12 protein-coding genes are annotated in these 19047 nt (G+C 64.1%); 7 read left to right on the top strand and 5 right to left on the bottom strand.

The features are described 5' to 3' along the window. Nucleotides 1–16 precede the first annotated feature (16 nt). From AC1Z3W_RS17740 to AC1Z3W_RS17730, 3 genes are all read right to left on the bottom strand, one after another. A complete protein-coding gene (locus AC1Z3W_RS17740; protein WP_124835745.1) occupies nt 17–295 on the bottom strand; it encodes a hypothetical protein in 279 nt (92 codons plus the stop codon). A 31-nt stretch (nt 296–326) separates the two neighbouring features. Next, nucleotides 327–8288, bottom strand: a complete 7962-nt coding sequence (locus AC1Z3W_RS17735) for a SpvB/TcaC N-terminal domain-containing protein (protein ID WP_483508124.1) — start codon at nt 8286–8288, stop codon at nt 327–329. 390 nt (nt 8289–8678) lie between these two features. Continuing rightward, nucleotides 8679–9653: a glycosyltransferase gene (locus AC1Z3W_RS17730; RefSeq protein WP_483508123.1), complete on the bottom strand. Its 975-nt coding sequence runs from the start codon at nt 9651–9653 to the stop codon at nt 8679–8681. 145 nt (nt 9654–9798) lie between these two features. On the opposite strand from AC1Z3W_RS17730, the gene AC1Z3W_RS17725 reads away from it, so the two are divergent. Genes AC1Z3W_RS17725 through AC1Z3W_RS17715 form a run of 3 tightly spaced genes read left to right on the top strand, consistent with a single transcriptional unit; the run spans nt 9799 to nt 12941 of the window. After that, on the top strand, nt 9799–10149 hold the full coding sequence (locus AC1Z3W_RS17725) for a hypothetical protein (protein WP_483508122.1): 351 nt from the start codon (nt 9799–9801) through the stop codon (nt 10147–10149). 29 nt (nt 10150–10178) lie between these two features. Further along, nucleotides 10179–11837 (top strand): asparagine synthase-related protein, encoded by a 1659-nt coding sequence (locus tag AC1Z3W_RS17720; RefSeq protein WP_483508121.1) that lies wholly within the window; start codon nt 10179–10181, stop codon nt 11835–11837. Nucleotides 11838–11852: 15 nt separating this feature from the next. Continuing rightward, a complete protein-coding gene (locus AC1Z3W_RS17715; RefSeq protein ID WP_483508120.1) occupies nt 11853–12941 on the top strand; it encodes a hypothetical protein in 1089 nt (362 codons plus the stop codon). On the opposite strand, the gene AC1Z3W_RS17710 is transcribed toward AC1Z3W_RS17715, so the two are convergent. Continuing rightward, on the bottom strand, nt 12930–13772 hold the full coding sequence (locus AC1Z3W_RS17710; RefSeq protein ID WP_124835738.1) for a glycosyltransferase family 2 protein: 843 nt from the start codon (nt 13770–13772) through the stop codon (nt 12930–12932). The genes AC1Z3W_RS17715 and AC1Z3W_RS17710 overlap by 12 nt on opposite strands. A gap of 72 nt (nt 13773–13844) precedes the next feature. On the opposite strand from AC1Z3W_RS17710, the gene AC1Z3W_RS17705 reads away from it, so the two are divergent. Genes AC1Z3W_RS17705 through AC1Z3W_RS17690 form a run of 4 tightly spaced genes read left to right on the top strand, consistent with a single transcriptional unit; the run spans nt 13845 to nt 17424 of the window. Further along, on the top strand, nt 13845–14702 hold the full coding sequence (locus AC1Z3W_RS17705) for a 1-deoxy-D-xylulose-5-phosphate synthase N-terminal domain-containing protein (protein WP_483508119.1): 858 nt from the start codon (nt 13845–13847) through the stop codon (nt 14700–14702). A 12-nt stretch (nt 14703–14714) separates the two neighbouring features. Further along, the gene (locus AC1Z3W_RS17700; RefSeq protein ID WP_483508118.1) at nt 14715–15623 is read left to right on the top strand and encodes a transketolase family protein; all 909 of its coding nucleotides are present in this window, start codon (nt 14715–14717) and stop codon (nt 15621–15623) included. Further along, complete coding sequence (locus AC1Z3W_RS17695) at nt 15620–16507, top strand: JmjC domain-containing protein (RefSeq protein WP_483508117.1); 888 nt, start codon at nt 15620–15622, stop codon at nt 16505–16507. The genes AC1Z3W_RS17700 and AC1Z3W_RS17695 overlap by 4 nt, the downstream gene beginning before the upstream one ends. Before the next feature lie 14 nt (nt 16508–16521). Continuing rightward, a complete protein-coding gene (locus tag AC1Z3W_RS17690) occupies nt 16522–17424 on the top strand; it encodes a DUF6817 domain-containing protein (RefSeq protein ID WP_124835736.1) in 903 nt (300 codons plus the stop codon). A 404-nt stretch (nt 17425–17828) separates the two neighbouring features. Here the strand turns inward: AC1Z3W_RS17690 and AC1Z3W_RS17685 are convergent, their stop codons facing one another. Further along, nucleotides 17829–18554, bottom strand: coding sequence for a type IV pili methyl-accepting chemotaxis transducer N-terminal domain-containing protein (locus AC1Z3W_RS17685; RefSeq protein ID WP_175826360.1), 726 nt, complete (start codon nt 18552–18554; stop codon nt 17829–17831). Between the last annotated feature and the right edge of the window lie 493 nt (nt 18555–19047).

Below are 19047 nucleotides of genomic sequence, written 5' to 3'. Positions count from 1 at the left end.
CTTCGTCGCGTATCGATCATGGCGTTATCCGGTTACCGTTGGTGGCCAACTGCGCCTTAAGCATGGAGTGCGGTGCCCAGTCGCGGGACCCGAGCAGAAGGACCAGGTGGCCGAAGAGGCGGCTCGCGAACAGGAGGGCGGACCAAGCCCTCACGCCATCGAGTTTTGCATGGCGATGCCCCAGCACGACCGGGCCCATCCTGCCCATCATCGGCCAGGTAAGCAGCGCGCCCGGCGGCAGGACGGAGAAGTCGTCCGTCGGGGCGATGAAGCATTCGTGAGGAACTGGTTTCATACATTTCCGTTTGCGAGAAATAGTGAGCGATTCAATCCGGCTTCGCGCCCGTTTTTCGCTTCACGACATTCAAATATTTTCCTTTCAAACTTTCCGTTTTGATCGAGTTTCCCTGTTGCGTGAATCGATGCCAGGCAATGTCGCTATGGCGCCACGGCGTCGATTTTCGCTGGTCGGTGCCGTATGATGAGACACCTTCGCTGCCGAAGACTTCGAGGCCGGTAATTTTTGCGAGCCGATAAGCGAAGGTATCCTCAATCGGTCCGGTCCATGTGGACTGACCGACATGCGTACCTTCTTTACCGCCAGCGGTTCTGCACCCTGCCAAGACAATCGTCGCGGCCTCATCGAACACGATCTTCTTGTCGTTGATCATTTTTTCCAGGTCCGATAGTTTGGCCCCACGCTTGGCGTCGAACGTGGCACCGGGGGGCGGCTTGTCGGTGTATAGGCCGCTGCCAGGTCCTTCACCGCCCGGTCCCCAGGGAGTGCCATGGTGCAGGATCACGAGTTCCTTGATCGTCCCAGCGTTCTGGAGTGCCTCGAGTAACGCTTTGCCGGAATCGACTTTCACGACATCATAGCCTTCGGCTTTCAATGCCTTCTCAGACGCCGAAAACTCATTCTGCGACTTATGATAAGCACTCCACGCCTTCTCGTTTGCTTTGTATTCTTTCAAATCGGAATCGTATTTCTTTTTCGCTGCTTCATACGTTTTCATGCCTTCCGAGAATTCTTTATCGGCTTTACTCTTGTCTTTTTCGTATTTCGCCTTTTCTTTATCTGAAGCATTCTTTCCGGGATCTTTGATCTTCGCCTTTTGAGGTTTTACGGGCTCCTTGGGTTTGGCGAGTTCCTTTCCCGCCGGCTTGGATTCATTGTGGATGACGATGGCGAGTTTTTTTCCGCTCTGGCCGTCAGGATCGACGAAGCCCGTCGGATTATCGAAGCAATATTGGTAGAGGTTGAGACCTTCCTCCTCGCCTGCCGGATCGCAGGCCGTCCATCGCCCGAGCCACGGCGCGTAGTACCTCGCCCCGTGGTAATACAACCCGCTCTCCTCATCCCGCTCCTTTCCCGTATACCGATACCGCTTCGCCGTCTCCGTCTGGTTGCGCACCGCCTGATAAGTCGAGCTGCCGTAGGGCGCGTATTCCTCGTAAGAGATGATCTGCGCCTGCTCGTCCAGTTCCACGTAACTCGACCCAAGGTGATTGCCGAACTGGTAGCGGGTGAGTTGTCGTGGCGCTTGGTCGTCGCCCGCCGTGTCGAGCGTGCGCGTCTCCACCAAGGCAATGCGCTGCTTGTCGTCCATCACGTGCAGCGTCGTGCGCTCCAGCGCGGCGGTGCTGGTACCGATGGCACCGCCGTGCCTGCGGAAGATCTCGAAGCCGCCGAGGTAGATGCGCTCTTCGGTGAGACCCGGCGCCTTCTCCCACACCTTGCGCACGCGCTGGCCTGAGGCGTCATGCACGTAGTAGGCCGTGCCGCCACCGCCCAGATTGGCTTGCCGCAACTGGTCCTTGTAGTCCCAGTGCATATTCGGCCCAGGCAGGCCGCCGCCCAGGTGCGGCATGCGCAGCATGTTGCCGTGGGCATCGTGCATATAACTTTCCGGCTGCGGCGTGTTGCCTGCCGGGTTCAGCGTCGTGCGGGTCAGGCGGTTGCCGGCCTTGAGCAGCGCACCGCCGTTACCGTCTTCGATCAGGCTTGGATCAAGGTAGTCGTAGGTGCGCGTCCAGCCCGCATTTGCCGGACCGCCGCCGCGGTGCTGCATCTGCAGGAAGTTGCCGACGGCGTCGTACACGTAGCGCTCGATGTACGTACCCATGGCGTTGCCGTCGTTGGGGGCGAAGCGCCCGGCAGCGTCGGCACTTGCCAGGCCCACGCGTCCGGCGTCATTGTGCGAATGGGCGATGGGGGCGCCGCCCCGGCCCAGGTGCTCGCGGCCCGTGGCTTGGATCAGCCGGTATAGGGCGTCATAGACGTAGTCGTTGCTCGGCTCGACGCGCTTGTTCCTGAAGTAAATCGTCTGCTGCGCGTCGTCCTGGATGTGGGTGATGTTGCCGGCCGGGTCGTAGGTGTAGTGCAGATTCTGCACTTGCTTGCCCGGCCAGCCGGCAACGGGCGGCCGCGGATCGTCGCCGGGGAAGTCCGCCGCCTTGCGCTTGGTCAGCAGTTGATCAAGTCGGAAGGTGAGCGGGTCGTAGCGATAGAAGGTGCGGGTGCCGTTCTTGTAGTCGATGCGCAGGCGCTGGCCTTTGGCGTCGTAGTCGATGTTGGCGACGCCGATCGGCGATGGGGCTTCGCTGGCGGTGTCCAGCAGTTCGACGGGTTCTGCCGCGCGCTCCAGCCACACGTCCACCCGTTCCAGCAGGTTGGCCTCGTTGAACACCGGCTGGATGACGTTGAACTGGCCGCGTCCCTGACTGCTGTGCGGCGGGATGGACTGGACCGGGCGGTCGAGTGCGTCGTAGCAGGTGCTGCCCTCGAAGCATTCGTCGTCCAGCTTGGGATCCAGCCGCCAGTTGGGGATGGCGATGTAATCGCTGACCAGTTGCCGCGTGCTGCGCAGCAGGTTGCCCTTGAAGTCGAAAGCCTTGGTCGGGTTGCCATTGACATCGAGCCGCGCGTTGATTGCCACTCCCGCGGAATCGGAGTGCCGATAGATGCGGGTGCGCAGGTTGAGCACTTCGGCGTTCGGCAGCGTCTCGCCGTACTCGATCTTCTCGACCAGGATGTCGAGGTTGAGCGTGCGTGGGTCGGACTCGCTGGTCGTGCCGCGCACGGTGTGCTCTGTCGGGCGGCGCAGCGCGTCGTGGCGGGTGGTGAAGCCATGGCCGCGGCTGTCCCAGGCGCGGATGGGTTTGCCCGCCACGTCGTTGAGCATCCAGCGTGCACCGGCCTCCATGCTGAGCTGGTGGATGCGGTTGCCCAGCACGTCGTAGGCGTAGCGCATGACGATGCGGCCGAGCGCGTCGCCGGCCTGCTGGATGGCATCGCGCACGGCGCGCTGGTTGCCTTCGATGTCGAGCTCGACGCGGGTGGCGAAACTTTCTTCGCTGCCATCGAGGTCGTGGCCGGGGCAAACGACGCGATTGCGCGCCACGGTCAGGAAGGGGCGCCCCAGGACATCGAAATGGGCGGTGGCAGGGGTGTCGGCATGCGCTTCGGCGCGCAAGGCGGCGTTGCGTTCGTCCATGCCCATGGCACCGCCAATTCGCTGCGCGCGCCAGGTCTGCCAAGTGGCCGGTTGGGTCCTGAAGTATTCGGCGACGTAGCCGCTAATGTCAGCGTCGGTGCGCGGGTCGCCGGTCTGCACGTTGCGCGGCGCGCACGTGTCGTTGACGTCGTAGGTGGTCTGCTGCCACGGGTCGAACACCACCTTCTCATAGGTGTGGTTCGGGTGCAGCGTGGCGATGACGCGCTCGGCCGGGTCGTAGAACAGCACGGGGCTGACGCCGATGCTGACCTCGAACTCGAAGCGATGGGTGTCGGTGAAGAAGGGCTCGAACTGGCGAACCGGCTTGCCCTTGTTGTTGAAAACCGTCCAGCCACTGCCGGCCCAGCGCGGGCTCACGTCATGCGGTGTCGTCACGGGCTGACCATCCGCGCCGATGACGATCCTGCCGGTAGCGTCACGCTGGGGCACCGGACCGGGTTCGGCCTGGATCTTCTTCTGGATCTCGCGGCCGAAACCGTCGGAGTACGAAAAGCTGAGCTGGATCTTCAGGCCCTGCGGTGGCAGCGGTGCGCTGGCATGCGTTTCGCGGGCGAGCGTGGCGGCGCAGGCCGGCTGCCACTTATCCGGATTGTTGGGGTTGGCCTGGCGAGTACGGCGGAAGCGGTCCAGGTCGTAGACGACGCGCGTGGTCGCATCTTTCAGCAGCCCCACCGCGGCCGCATGCGGATCATCCGCATCGAAGAAGCCGTCGAGCTGAGCTTGCGTGAGGTTTGCAACGAAGCCGGCGAGCGTGTCGCCTTCCACCGGCGCGGGCGCCGGTTTGCCCATGACCGCGGTGCCCACCACCATGCCCAGCGTATCGAACGCGACTTCGGTCCGGTTCCAGTTCGGGTCGCTGACCAGACGCGGCTGCAGGACGCGATAGTCGTTGGCGTAGACGGTCACGCGGTTGCCAAGGGCATCGCGGGTCTCCGTCATCAGCAGGTCGCGGGCATCGAAGTCGACGAAGGCGTGCTGGCCGAACGGATCGCGGTAGCGGCGCGACAAGAAGAAGTGGTCCCGGGCCTCCGCCAGTTCGGTAGAGGCGCTGTCGGCGGGATTCGCGCTGTAGAAGGCTTGCCCCGAGGGCACCCACCAGTGATCATCCGCATCGCTCGCCGGGAAGCGGCCATCCGCCTTGAGAATCTGGCTTCGCAGGTAACCGCCCCGGTTGCCGGCCTGGCCACCCAGCACCGCCTCGGGATCTGGAAGCAGAGGCTCGTCGGCCTGCCCCTGGCGTGGACGCTGGAAGACCTGGTCGAGCAAGCCGTCAGTGAAGGCAAGCTTGTAGCTTTCGCCGGGCAAAGCGCGCGGTTGCAACTCACCAAGCGGCAGGAGGCCGCTGAGGTCGTCGCGCCGATAAAGCGTGCGTCGCGCTTCGATGGGGCGACGGCGTTGGCTCCCGGCGGCTGTGGCCTCGTAACCGACTTCCGGGGCGGTGAACTTGTGACGCAGGCGGCCGGGAGCGGCCGGATCGGGCTCGACGAAATCGGAGGCCCGGTAGCGACCGGCCGGGCCTGTGGCCGTGTAGCCCGTCAGCTCGAAAGTAATCGACTCGCAGGACAGCGGATTGCGATGGGCGTCGGACGATCCGATGGCGTTGGTGACGCGGTTTTCCGTGTAGGTGAGCAGCGCCGTTGTCTGGCGGTCGCGATCCCATTGCGTCCAAAGCGGCGAGAGCCGGCGCCCGTAGCCGATTGCGGCCTGCTTGAGTACGTTGCCGAAGTCATCGACTTCCAGGGTCAGCGCGTGCTGGATGCGCGGATCTGCTGGATTGCGCTCGTAGTGATAACTCAGCGCCTCGTTCACATGGCTGAAAAAGACCGCGTGAAGGTTCGCGCCGCGTTTCTGCAGGGCGCGGATGGTGAAGTTCTGCTCGGTGACGGTATAGGGCGTGCGGGCGCGCCGGATCTGTTGCGGCGTCGCGCCTGGGTGATCCGCGTCGTCGGCATAGACCTCCTGGCGCAGCATGGAGCCTTTGAGGGCACGGCAAGCCTCGCGCGCTTCGTCCGGCGTCAGGTCCGCTGGGACAGTGGAGTCATCAAGCAAGAGCGGTCGCGCGGCTTCGACGGTCAGTCCGGGCTCACGGAAATACTCGCTTTCGAAGTGGCGCGAGAGGCGTTCCCAACCGAGGTAGACGCCAGTATGGAACCAGGTCTTGGTGTGCACTGGCGGCACATGCGATGCAGCGGCGACGTTATCTGCCAGGACGCTGCCGTCGGCGACGGCTGCGAACTGTTCCGTGTCCCATTGCTCCACCATGCCGAAGCCGCGGAACTCGCGCTCCTCGCCGTCGAAATAGCCATGGTGGTAGGCGTAGCGAGTGGCGAAGTGGTTACGGCTGATGTGGTCGTAGGTTTCCACGCGCTCGACCACGTGCACCGGGAAGGGCAGCCGGGTGATCCACGGTTTGCCGTCGCGCTTGTCCTGCAGGTAGAACTTGGTCGAGGGGGCGTAAGTGACGCGCGTTTCCGTGCCAAGGTTGTTGACTGTCTTGACCAGCAGATGGGCCTTGATGCCACCCATCAGGTTGACATAGCGCATCGGCCGTCGCGCATCGCCCGGCAACGGGGAGGACCAGACCAGGCAGGCGGTGCCGTTGCCGAGCAGGTCGGTCGGGACGATGCTTGCGAGGTCATCGATGCGTGGAAACACCTTCAGCGTGTGCGGCTGGCTCCAGCCGTTGCCGGACTGGTTGAAGTACAAGCGCACGCCGTCGCGGTGGAGATAGATGATGTCGGTGGTGCCGCTGCCGTCGATGTCGGCCAGGTGGATACGCGCGTGGTCGAACTGGTCCGGGTTGTCGAACCAGGGCGCGTTGTCCATCGTGACCTTGGCGCCGAAATGGCCATAACCCAGGTTGGGCCAGTAGCAGGCTTCGCCGTTGCGAATGCGGCAGATGTCGGTGAGGCCGTCGCCTGAGAGGTCGGCCAGGTAGATGGACTGGGTGCCGTCGGAGAAGACGATGCGCGGGCCTCTTTCCTCGTCCAATTCCAGTGCAACGCGGCGGGCGGGGCCGAAGCCCTCGTCGGCGAGTGACGCATGCCAGACGAAGGCGTCGTCTTCGGTGATGAGCACGTCGGCGCGGCCATCGCCGTCCAGATCGACGAACTTGAGGTTCGGGTCGCGCAGGTCGAGGTTCAGGCGCGAGGTGAACGGGCGGAAGGGCTGCCAGCCCTCTGCGTCGTCATGCTCGTACAAGCCGGGGACGGGACCGTCCATGACAACGACGTCGGGCTGGCCGTCGCCCGCGAGGTCCATGAAGTCCGCCCCGCTGCTCAGGGCCACATTGGGCTTGAGCGCGATGTTTTCGAGCGGCGCGAACGCTGCCGTGCTGGTCAGCGGGCTCAGGTTGCGCTTGTAAAACCAGGCATCGGCCTGCTCGGTGAGGATGCCGGGGATACCTTCGCCGTGCAGATCAGTCCATCGGTAGGCGCTGCCGTTTACGCCAATGGGGAGATTTTCGAGACTCGACGGATCGACTTCCTCGACGGTCTCCTGTACGGTGGGCTTGCTGTATTCGAACTGTACCGGCGGCAGGCTGCGACTGTCGTAGCTGCCATTGTCGCGGCGGTAGCCGGTCTGCGCGACGGCTTCCAGAAAAGTGTAGACGGGATTGAGGGCATCGGTGGGGTTGACTTCGTTCGGGTAAGTGAAGTCGGTCGAGCGCACGAGGCAATTCCGATCGACGCCGACTTCGCCTGGAAAATGGTGGAACATCAGGACGCGCTGGCAGAGCCGGTAGGTACGAACCTCAAACCCTGCGCGGCAGGACGAGAACGGATCCGGTCGTGAGGGCCAATGCTCTGCGTCGTGGGGGGCCGGCGCTTTGGCGTCGTGTTCGCCGTAGTCGAAGACAACCTCGAAGTGCCACGCGTCGCTGCCGTCAGGCGCGCCGGCATCCGGAGGTTCCGGCCAGGCCGCGTCGGCCTTCAATTCTGGAAAGTAGGGCGAGCGATTGCCGTAACGAATGCGCTTCAGATAACGCTGCGCTGAACGGGACTGATGGGTGCGGTTACGTTCGTGGGCCTTGGGCAGGTTGGTGCGGGCCGAATCCTCGAAAACGTGTGCCGAGTCCTCCGCCTTGTAGCCGTAGACGACGACGTTGCCCTTGTCATCGTGACTTTGGCAGATCAGCCAACTGAAGATGCGGCGTGGGTCTGCAGGATCCGCAATACGGCTATCGGCCGTCTTCCCGTACCAAGCGGTGATGTTGTCATGAGTGATGGAGCGCCAGAACACATCGGTCGCGTCGGTCGTGTTCGTCCATCGCTCGATGTGCGCAAACAGGCCCTCGATGCGCGGTCGGTAGCGACGGACGCGGAAGATCCGGCCATTTACCGTTCTGGGTGGAAGCGCTTCTCGCACCCATTTTCCGCTGGCATCCTGCACAAGGACAGGCACCAGGTCTTCCGCGCCAGAAACGATGAAAACGTCCGAATCGACAGCGTCGCAATACTTCGGTAATCCCTTGTCGGTCTTGCGCGTGACCGACGGCAGGGAAAGGCTCCAGCCGAAGCCGAACGGGCCATTCCCGGCGCCGGAGTCGTAAGAGAGTGAGAGTTGAGGCCCGAAACCGGAACGGCCTGGGCTGGTGGCGATCGGCACCGACATCGATCCCGTGCCGGTCACCGGATTGGCGGCGAATTTCTCGCCAATACCGCGAATGGCACCGCCGCCTTTGGGAAGCGTCAGCGCAGGCGTGCTGACACCGGGTGGGGGGGCCGCCGCATGCTCGTCGTCTTCACGTCTTCGCTGAAGATTGGCCAAGGTCCCACCTTTTCAGTCGTCTCCGTTTTGGTGGCGCCAAGGCCATCGACTTCAACGATACGTGCGCCCTGCTTATATTCTTTCAAAGGCAAATGTGCAATGGAAAGTGTTCGAGGAATGTTGTCCATTTATAGGCGAGGAATACCGCTTCTAGCAAGGAGCTGGCACTCGCAATCTGGGTGGGTGGAACCGAGACATGAAAGATTTACCTGCTTGTCATGAATTTTCGTTCCGCCGCTTTATCGCTGGCTCAGGCCCCGGCCGTTCCACTTATCCGACTGTCCGAGTTTGCGAGGCCATCTCTCTGGGCCGAGTGTTGGCGTCAAACGATCTTCGATGCGTGGATTGAATTGGCCGGGCGACTCGATATCGTGCTGGCGTGAACGCACGCTACTGCGCCTGCATCCGCTCGTGGATCCAGCGCAGACGCTCGCGCGGATAGGGCCCGTAACAGCTCTCGTCGACGAACAGCGCCTGCGCGATTCCCGGGAGGCGCTTGTTCAGCGCTTTTTCGAACCAGGCGATGGCGAGGTCGGCGCGCCCCATGCCGAGTGCGACATCGCCCAGCACGCAGCACGCCTCGGCAAGCTTGGGATCGAGGCGATACGCGGCCATCGCATAGCGGCGGGACGCCTCGAGTTCGCGCATCAACAGCGCGCAGGTGGCGGCGCCCAACACGGCAGCGTAGCGCCCGCCCTGGAATTCAGCCTGCCGCCAATAGCGCACATAGAGGGGAATGGCCTCGGCATGGCGCTTGGCGAGCCGGAGGGCGCGCGCGTGATAGAACACTGCCCGCAAATCGTCGGGATCGTCGCGCAGTGCCGCCGCGCAAAGACGCAGATCACGCTCGACCGCCGATTCCTTGCCCGTCTTGTCCGGCTGGTTGGTCAGCGTGGCGCAGTCCGTCCGGCACGTCGGCTCCCGCAAGGCGATCCATTCGTGCACCCGCCCGTGCCACGTCGACCACGACCGCTTCCGGAACACTCTCGGCACATACCAGCGCGTGCCGCCCGACAGGATCGCCAGCTCGATCGCCTGCAGATCGCGCATGCCGATCAAGCGACGCCACTCGGCACGATCGTGTATCGCCAGCACCTCGTCCGCATCGATCGACAGGATCCAGCCGTCGCGCACCATCGCCAGCGCCGCATTGCGCGCCGCGGCAAAGTCGATCAATCTGCCGTGCGCGTCCGCGAGCGCCGGCATCACTTGCACCCTGGCACCGAATTGCCGCGCGAGATCGACTGTCTCGTCGGTGGAGCCGCTATCGACGACGCAGCATGCATCGACCCATGGCATCAGGGACGTCAGGCATCTCGCCAATACGCTCACTTCGTTATGGACGATCAGGCAGGCGGTCAGCATTGCTTGAGATATGCGAAATAACGGAATTTCAAGTTATATCTCCTATAATCATTGCACGCAGTCACCATGCAACGATTACCGTGACATTGCGGCGCGTCGTGTGTTGACGGGGATTCCCTCCACATCGTCATGGAAAGGAGCAGACGTGGCAACTACAAAGAAATCCAACAAAGTTTCCGCCGTTAAATCCACCAGTCCCGCCGCCAAGCGCGGCAAAAAGGCACTGACCATTTCCATCGATCTCGACGCGCTTGAACAGCTCTACAAGCGGCGCTATGAAATCACGCTGGATGGCGGCGACACGAAAGGCGGATCGATCCGGCGCGCCGACGGCGACACGAAGGGCGGCATCATCATCCGGCCCGCTGAGCAACGCATCAAGACCGCTGCGAAAAAGGTAACCGCGAAAAAGACAGCTGCGAAAAAGACAGCTGCGAAAAAGACAGCCGTGAAGAAACCCCCCGCGAAGAAGCGTTCCGCGAAAGCCAAGGTCTGACCCATCGCGCGCGCAAGCACATCTTGTCGATGCGAGGCGCTGCGGCGCTAACCGACGCGGGCTGCGCCGTGCTGCGTGCACGTGCGCGGGACACGGCGCCGATCGGCTGCGGGCAGCCTGACGGGCCTGACTGGCGCCTCGACCCGCGTGACGAACGCATCGCTTGGGGGGCGACATCGCAGGACGACGAAGACCTCGACGTCTCGCGTGACGATCACGACGCGCTGATCATCCGGCGCGGGTTGCGCGCGCGTCGCCCGCTCTATTTTCGGGTCGAGGGCGACAGGATCGAATGGGATCAGGATCCGCTGCGGCTGCTCCGGACGCTCGGGATCAAGTGCGAACTCGATGTCGGCTCGCTGCTGCATTTGCTATGGCGAGGCCGGCCGCGGTCGGGGCATGCGCTGCTGCATGGCATTCAGGCGCTGCAGGTCGGCGAGGCACTGATATGCGCGCCGGGTGCGCCGCCCGTCGTCCGGCGTTTCGCGTGGCCCCTTCAAGTCGCTCCGGTATCGCACGATCCGTCCTGCGTTCAGGAAGAGGCGCTGTCGCGTCTTCGCGCGTCCGTCGATCACGTCGCCGACGCGGCGCGCGGCATCGCGCTGTTCCTCTCCGGCGGCGTCGACTCGGGATTGCTTGCCGCGCTCCTGCGCGAGCGCCATGCTGTCACCGGCTATACGATCGCCTTCGACGACGACTACGGTCTCAACGAAACCGACTACGCGGCCGTGGTGGCGCGCATCACCGGCATCCGCCACCGGATCGTCCATCTTGACGTCGATCACGCCCGGCAACTGCTGGATCGCGTGCTGGCCGCCCCGCTTCCGCTGACGGCGCCCGCCGCCGTGACCCATGCGGCGCTGATCGAGGCGACCGTCGCGGATGGACACGCCGTTGCGGTCTCCGGCCTGGGCGCGGACGAATGCTTCGGTGGCTACCACAAGCCCCTGACGTGTCTCGCGGCCCAGATGCATCATCAGCGCCGGCTCGGCGTCGACCTTCCCGGTTTGTACAACCTGACGACCGCACGCCTGCTCGGTCTCGACGATGTGTTGTTCCTCGGCATCGCGGAATTCTTTTCCCTCGACGAGATGCGGCGCCTGAGCCGGGATCCGAAGGTCGTCGACGCGTTGCTCGCGGACGACGTCGTGTTCTATCGGCAGTTGCTCGCGGTCAAGCCCCAGGCGCTGCCGACGGAGGCGATGTCCGCGCACGAGTATGTGTTCCGGATCGGCGAACTCCTGCTGCCGGCGCTCGCGGACAATGCGCTCATGCACGGCACGCACCTCGATTTCCCGTTCCTGCGCGAGGATGTCTACGGCTGGGCGTCAGCGATCGATCCCGGCCTGAGCTACTGGTACGAGGCGGATGCCTGGTGGGCCAAGCGCCTGTTGCGGCAGGTCGCCGCCCGCTACCTGCCGCCGGAGATCGTGATGCGCAAGCGGCAAGTCCTGCTCGCACCGATCGCGCATTGGCTGCTGGACTTGCGGTTTCGCACGCGCGTCCTCGATGAGGTCGCCGACTCCGACCTGTGGAGAATCGCGCCGCTGACCACGCGATTCCGGACCGCCTTGCTGTCGAGGCTGCGCGCCTATGACCATCTCGACGACGACGGCCGGTGGCACGAACAGCTATGGGCGATCCTGGTTCTGTGTGGCTGGATCAATCGCCATTCGACATCGAGGTAGGAGAGTGATTCGGTCATGCGCGACGTCGATCTGATCATGGTGGGCTCCGGCTCGCTGGCTCACGCGGTGTTAATGAGTCTTGCCGGATGCGGCGACACGCCGATGGACGTGATTGTGGCGGCGCGCAACGAGACGGCCGTGCATCACATGGCGACGCTCGCCAATGCGCTCGGCGGCCAAAGCACGGGCCGCATTGTCGTGACTCCCGTCGCATGTGACTACTCGTCCGCATCATTGGCGCGCTTGTTCGACGCATATCGGCCGCGCATCGTGTTGACCCTGGCGTCGATGCAATCGCCGTGGGCGATGACGCGCGGATGGCAAAAACTCGTCGCGCGGTTGGGCTACGGCTGCACGCTGCCGTTGCAGGCAGCGCTCGCGGACCGGGTCATGCGGGCAGCGACGGCTGCGCATCCCGGCGCCCATCTGTTGAACGGCTGCTATCCGGACCTGACCAATCACGTGCTGACCAGGCGCGGCATTCCGGTCGCGGGAGGGATCGGCAATATCGCCATCGTCGCGTCGATGTTGCGCATTCGCACCGATCACGCGCCTCTCTCGTTGCTCGCGCATCACGCGCACGTCGGCGCGATGATACGCGGCGCATGGGACAGACTGCCCGCGCCGGCGGTATGGCTGGACGGCCGCCGTCTGCCGGAACATGAAGCCGCTGCATTGATCACGCCCGAGCGCCTGCCCGCCGACGCCACGCTGAACAGCCTCACGGGCGCGCTCGCCGCGCCGATGCTGCGTGCACTGTCAGGTCGTGCCGACGCATGGCAGGGGCATGCGCCCGGTCTGCACGGACGGCCCGGCGGCTATCCGGTGCGTGCGGACGCCGCCGGTCTCCATCTCGCGCTGCCGCCCGGCATGACGCCCGAGCAGGCCGAGCAATTGAACGGATCGTATGCGTTGCACGACGGCGTGACCGTCGAGGACGGGCGCTATGTATTGACCCGCTCGCTCGACGATGCGGAACGCGCGCTCGATATCCGCTTGCCGGCGGCGATTGCCGCGTGGCGGGCCGACGCGCTCGACGAACAAGTCGCGTTGCTGGTGCGCTTGCGCACGATTATCGATGCGATGGAGGCCTCAGCTGGCTGACACCGGGCTGCGCGTCGTCGAGCGCAAGGCGTCTTCCTCATAGGTCCCGAGCCAATCCCCGCGATCGTAGTTGGCCAGGGCTTGCCGGAACATGCGGTCGCGGCTTTCCCAACGATCCTGAACGGGTGGATAGTGACGAATGCGCGCGTTGTCGTCGTGGGACACATGCAGCACGGCACCGCTCTGGCGCCGCGTGAGCCCGGCGCTCAGCGTCAGCCGCGCGATCATGTCCTGGTCCTCCCAGCCCCAGCCCACCAGGTATCCGTTGTAGCCGCCAATGCATTCGAAGCCAGCGCGACGCACCATCAGCAAGCCGGGCGCCTGGCGTGTGCCGTCCGCTGCATCCTCTTCGTTGTCGATGATCTCGAGCGCACGTCCGTTGGCAAGCCGCAGCTTCAGCTGATAGCCGAACATCGCGACCTGACCGGCCTTGCGCGCGTTGCGCACCGTCTCCGTCACGCCCGCGACAGTTCCGAAGGTGTCGGGATTGGCTTGCAGCTGCCGGACCAGCGCGTCGAGTTGCCCGTCCGGAATGACGATGTCGCAATCGCAGAAGAACAGGAGCGGACGACGTGTATGCGCGGCGCCGATATTCTGGGCGCGGGCCTTGTTGAACCAGCCGGATTCGTCCACGTGCACCACCTGGACGTTCGCCGCGTGTTCGGCCATCAGGTCGCGCAGTTGGTCGGCGTCTCCGCCGTAGTTGACCACGGTGACGCCGCCGTCATGCCGGGCGGCGAGTTGGCACAAGGAGGGAAGCGCCTGTCGCAGCTCGTGCCGCCCTCTCCAGGTGACGACGATATCCAGGCTGAGCGGCTCGAGAGTTGACATGTTGGCTTTCCTTGAGAATCCTAATGTCAGGGCAGTATCGATCCCCATCCGGCAAAGGGAATCGCATCCGAGATGAATAACACTACCGGCAAGCGCGCGACGTCCGACAGACAGCTGGTGCGGCCAGAACTGGCCAATCCCAGTGTAGCACCGCGGGTGCGGGATGCGATATTGGCGGGATTGCGCGCCAACGGCGGCGGCCACCTGGGCGGCACCTTGAGCTGCGTCGATATCCTGCTCGCGCTGTTCGCCGTGCGTGCAATGTCCGCGCTTGATGCGACAGGCGACGCCCTGTTGCTATCGAAAGGCCATGCGAGCATGGCGCTATACGCGGTGTTGCAGCAGGCCGGCGTCGACCTGGGGCCACTCGGCAGGTTCGGTACCGCCGGCTCCGCGTTGCAGGGTCATCCCGATCGTACGCGGCTGGCCTGCATTGACTTTTCGTCGGGTGCGCTTGGGCAGGGCGTCGCCGTCGGGCTGGGCATGGCGCTCGCGCGCGACGCGCGCCACGTGTGGGTGGTGCTGGGCGATGGGGAATGCCAGGAAGGCATGGTATGGGAAGCGGTGATGCTGGCGGCCCGCTACGGCGTGCCGAATCTGCACGTGATCGTGGATCTCAACGGGGAGCAGGAATGCGGCTGGGCGCACGACGCGCGACTGGATTCCACCCCCTTGCCCGACGCCCTTGCCAAGTGGCGCGCATTCGGCTGGCGCGCCGACGAGGTCGACGGGCACGACATCGACGCATTGGTCGACTTCGTGCATGCCCATGCCGAAGGGCCCCGGCATGGGCCGACCGTCCTGCTGGCGCGCACCGTCAAAGGCCACGGCCTCGAACTCCAGCTCGATCGGTTTCGTCGTCACTGCACCCAATTGTCCGGGGACGAGTGGGCGCGCATCACGGGCTTCGGCCACGCTCTGGATCGATGAGAGGCTTGCCGCATGAAAAGACTGGCGATCTCGATTGTCGACGCGCTGCGAAGGAAGGCGGAACAGAGCGACCGTCTCTGGGTGCTCGACGGCGACCTGGGCGATTCCTACGGCTTGTACGATGCGCTGGGGCGGCCGGTGTTCTCCCGCTTCGTTCAGGCAGGCATCGCGGAACAGGCGCTCATCGGTGTCGCGGCCGGGCTGGCCGCGAGCGGGCAATGGCCCTGGGTGTTCTCGTTCAGCGCATTCCTGTGCCATCGGGCCGCGGATCAGATCCGCACCTGCGTCGCGTCGCAAGGGCTGCCCGTCGTGATGATCGGCTCGCACGCGGGCGCGGCGAGCGGCACCAATGGCGCGAGCCATGCCAGCCTGTCGGACCTCGGTGTCCTCGCATCGATCGGCGGCGTGGATCTCTGGGCCCCCGCGGATGCCGCCGACATCGAACTGATCGTCGGGTCACTGGTCGATTCGCCGCGGCCGGCCTATGTGAGAACGAGCCGGGAGCCGGTCGGCGACCTGCGATTGCCGGCGGGTGTCGTCCGGGGTAACGGTGTGGTCGGCGAGACCGTGCTGCTGTCCTGCGGATACGCATCGCACTGGGCGCAGGAGGCCGAGCAGGCGTTAACGGCCGACGGTGTGCCGATTCCGTGGCGGCACATCGCGCATGTCTGCGAAGCCGTGCTCGCCCAATGGATCGCGAGCCAGCCGCGCCTGCGGGGCATCGTGGTCCTCGAAGACCATGGACCGGCCGGCGGCCTGGCCGACACCGTTCGCAGGATCGCACCGCCGGGCGTGACCGTTCGCGCGCTGTCGTGGCCGTCGGGATGGTATGGCGAATCGGGCGCGATCGCCGACCTGAGACGCGCGCATGGCCTGGACACCGGTGCTCTCGTGCGCCGAATCAAGGAATACATGACGTGAAAGCACAAGCGAACCCACGCGGGACCCTCGCGAAAATTCTCGATCCGATATCGATCGATGCGTTCGTGCGCGAGTCGTTCGGCAAGCGCCCGCTCCTGATTCGCGGGCAACCGGGAAAGTTCGATTTCCTGATGAAACCTTCACGCATGATCTTCGGATTGGACAAGGTCACAGAGATTCGCTGCGTGTTCGGAGGCTTGAAGCAGGCGACCATCGACCCCGCCGATATCCGGGAGATGTACGAGGCTGGCGCCACCATCTGCGTGACAGACATGCAGCTCGCGCATCGTTCGCTGCGGACGGCGGCCCGCAACGTCCGGCGGGAAATCGGCTTCGCCGGGCGGGTCGATTTCCGCGCGTATCTTTCGCCGCCGTCCTCGGGCTTCGACTTTCATTACGACGCGAGGACCGCCACCACGTTGCAACTCGATGGGGAGAAGACCTGGTGGTACGCCACGTCGCCTCATACGATGTTTCCGACGGAGAATTCGGCGCGCACCGACATGGCCGCCGTGCGTCGAGCCGTTGCGCGGCAGACAATCCGAAAGGTCACGTTATATCCGGGCGACCTGCTCTGCCTGCCGCCCGGCGTGTGGCACAAGGCGCGGGCGGGCGGCGGCGGATCGCTCGCGCTGAACATGGCATTCAACCACAGCGGCGCGACTGTCGGCGACGTCCTGGTCGATGCGCTGAAAGCGTCGCTGGCAGGCATGCCCGACGCCATGCGGCCGTTCGTGACGGGCGCGAACCGTGCCGGCGCTGCCGAGCTGGAACCGCATATCGCAACCTGTATCGCCGCGCTGCGAGACACGCTGGCATCGCTCGACGGCAAGCGCATCGCGTCGCGGCTCGCAAGCGTCGCGGACGAGGCCGAACCTACCTGAGCGAGTGGCCTGCGATGCGCGACGCTCCAATCGATCCAGATCGTCTGAACGCCACGCTGGCCCTCGTCGCGGATGCGATGCGCATTGCGCATTCCGGCTCGACGCTCTGGGATCACCTGCTGGGAACCTATGAGGTGCTGTCGGGGTGGGGCACCGATCCTGACATCCGTTTGGCCGGTCTGATTCACAGCATCTACTCGACCCAGTACTTCCGTCATCGTGTCGTGGCGCCGGGCGAACGCGTTCGGGTTGCGATGGTGGTCGGCCAACGTGTCGAAGCGCTCGCACATGCATTTTGCGTTCTCGATCGTGGCAGCCTTCGTCGGATGTCCGTACGCCTCGACGTCGAGCCGGTGCGCAGGCCTTTACGCATACGGACGCACGCGGGCGACAGTGAAATGCGTGTGTCGGTCGCGCAGTGCCGGGCATTGCGGCTGATCGATCTCGCCAACGAAGCCGAGCAGCGCAGAAGCCTGTTCCGGGTCGACAGGCTGTGGCTTTCCTGCGTGTGCGAAGGATTTCGAAGCATCGGTTTCGTGCCACGATCGTTCATTCGTGCGCCTGCCGTCAGCGACGTACAGGAGCGCCGGCTGTCCACGCTGTATGAGCAGGCGCTCGCCGCTCCCTCCAGCCACGCGCCGCAAGCGCTCAGGGCCTGCATTCAACTCGTGCCCGAATGCGCGGAGCCGAGGTTCCTGCTGGCCGCCTTGCGGCTTCAGATCGGTGACTTTCATGCCGGCTACGTGGAGGCCTCGACGGGAATCGCCAATCTGGATGGCTGGGGCGCCCCATGGGATGCACGGGTTCCGGCTCAAGGGTGGCGGTTTCTGGGCGAGCAGCTCGCGATGGCTGCTCGCGCAACGAACCGGAATATGCCCGATATCTATCGGCAGATTCTGAGCCGTATTCGTCAATGAGCCCGCACATATCGATTCGTATGGGTTCACGTGCGGCCAGTCATCGGAGAGACTTGCTGCAAATAAACAATTCGATCCCCGCTATATGCTCATCTAGCCAGTCGAATATCGCTTCCGCCACCTCACGTTCTTAACGACTGATGCTGGCTGGGTGACGAGGGATAGCTGAATTGGCCAGATCCGGGCGCGAAGGCGGGCGCCTACGAGCGGACGACCATATTGCTTGAGAGTAAGGGTCGCCGCGCAGCGGTGCGAATGCACGCAAGGAAGAGGCGACCGAGATAGCCCGGCGGTCATAGCGACATAGCTCATACCCGAAAGGAGACGGCAGCATTTCGTCCGCATCGAGTTTCATGACGCGATAGCGCTATTGTGATAAGAAGGGTTCTCTCAACTTGTTGAGGCTATCGAAGTGCAGCGCCGACACCTGCGCGCGGGCCATGTGCCATGGCGCTACGCCCGGGTGACGCTTCGGTCGGGCCGCGCGAGCCGATGACGCTGAACATCAGCTGATCCATCTCCTTGATGATGTCGGCAAGGACTGTCGTGATGACCGCGAACTCGCGACCATACGAGCCCGCGCGCGCGGCGGCGATGCGCGCATTCAGCGCGACGATGTTGGCTTGCATTGAGATGCTGCCCAATTGTTCGGCGATGCTCGCCTGACGTTTGAGCGCCTCGGCCTCGATGCCGCGTATTTCGTTCTGATACGCGAGCGTAATCTGCTGCAGCAGTTCGAGCAACGGAGTGGCCTGCCTAACGAGCGCGTCGACCTGTTCGTCGGTGGCAGCGCTGCCCGATTCGAGACTCGCGAGCACTTTGGCCGTGTGCGCGATGAAGTGCCGGACATGCTCGTCTGCGCGCGGGGTGCCGAAATAGAGTTGCCTCAGCGCGCTGGAGAACACGCCAGGTAACTGCTCGTTGCCATCGACCAGATCGGCGTGTGCATTCGCGAACATGGCCGCACTTTGCTTCGCGACGTCCAGTGCGGCATCGTCTCCGTGCGAAGCGAGCAGCACGTGCAGCACGATACGTTGCGACAGCATCCGCTGCCGGCCGGCCAAATTGATGAGCTCGCCGATCGCTTGCGCCGAGACCGGGGCGTGAGTCGTATGCGTCTGTCGTTTCATGTGTTGGAAGGTGTAGGGCGGAGATCGCCGATGTGTCGAACCGCATGGGAGCCCTGCGCGCATCCCGGCTCCCTCTGTCAACGAGACAAAAAAATCCCGGAGCGACGCACGCACGAACCGATCGGCCGATCAGCGCAAGAGTCGCTCCCGGACGCCATTGCCCCGCACCGCTCGTGAGAGCGTAGGGAAAACTGGTAAAACGCAAAGGCCGCCGTTGGCCAGTATCGGATCCAACGCAATACCTGTGCCAATTCGTGCTGCCCCGTGCCCGCAGATCGGCCGGCGCTCGCGACTCGACATGTCTGCATTGCGCAAAGCCATGCCGCCGTTAGCGCATCGGGCAAGCGTACGCCATTTCATTGCCGGCTCTGGGGAGCGGCGGTTGAAAATCGATTGGCGCCGAAGTGAAATGAAGGCGAGTCACGCGTGTTGCGTGCGGTGCAGCAAGAATGGAGATGGTGCAATTCAATGGTGTGCTGCACCACGATTGCAC

This window comes from Burkholderia sp. 10_S31 (assembly GCF_056930375.1).
This window is presented reverse-complemented; position numbering and strand designations above follow the sequence as displayed.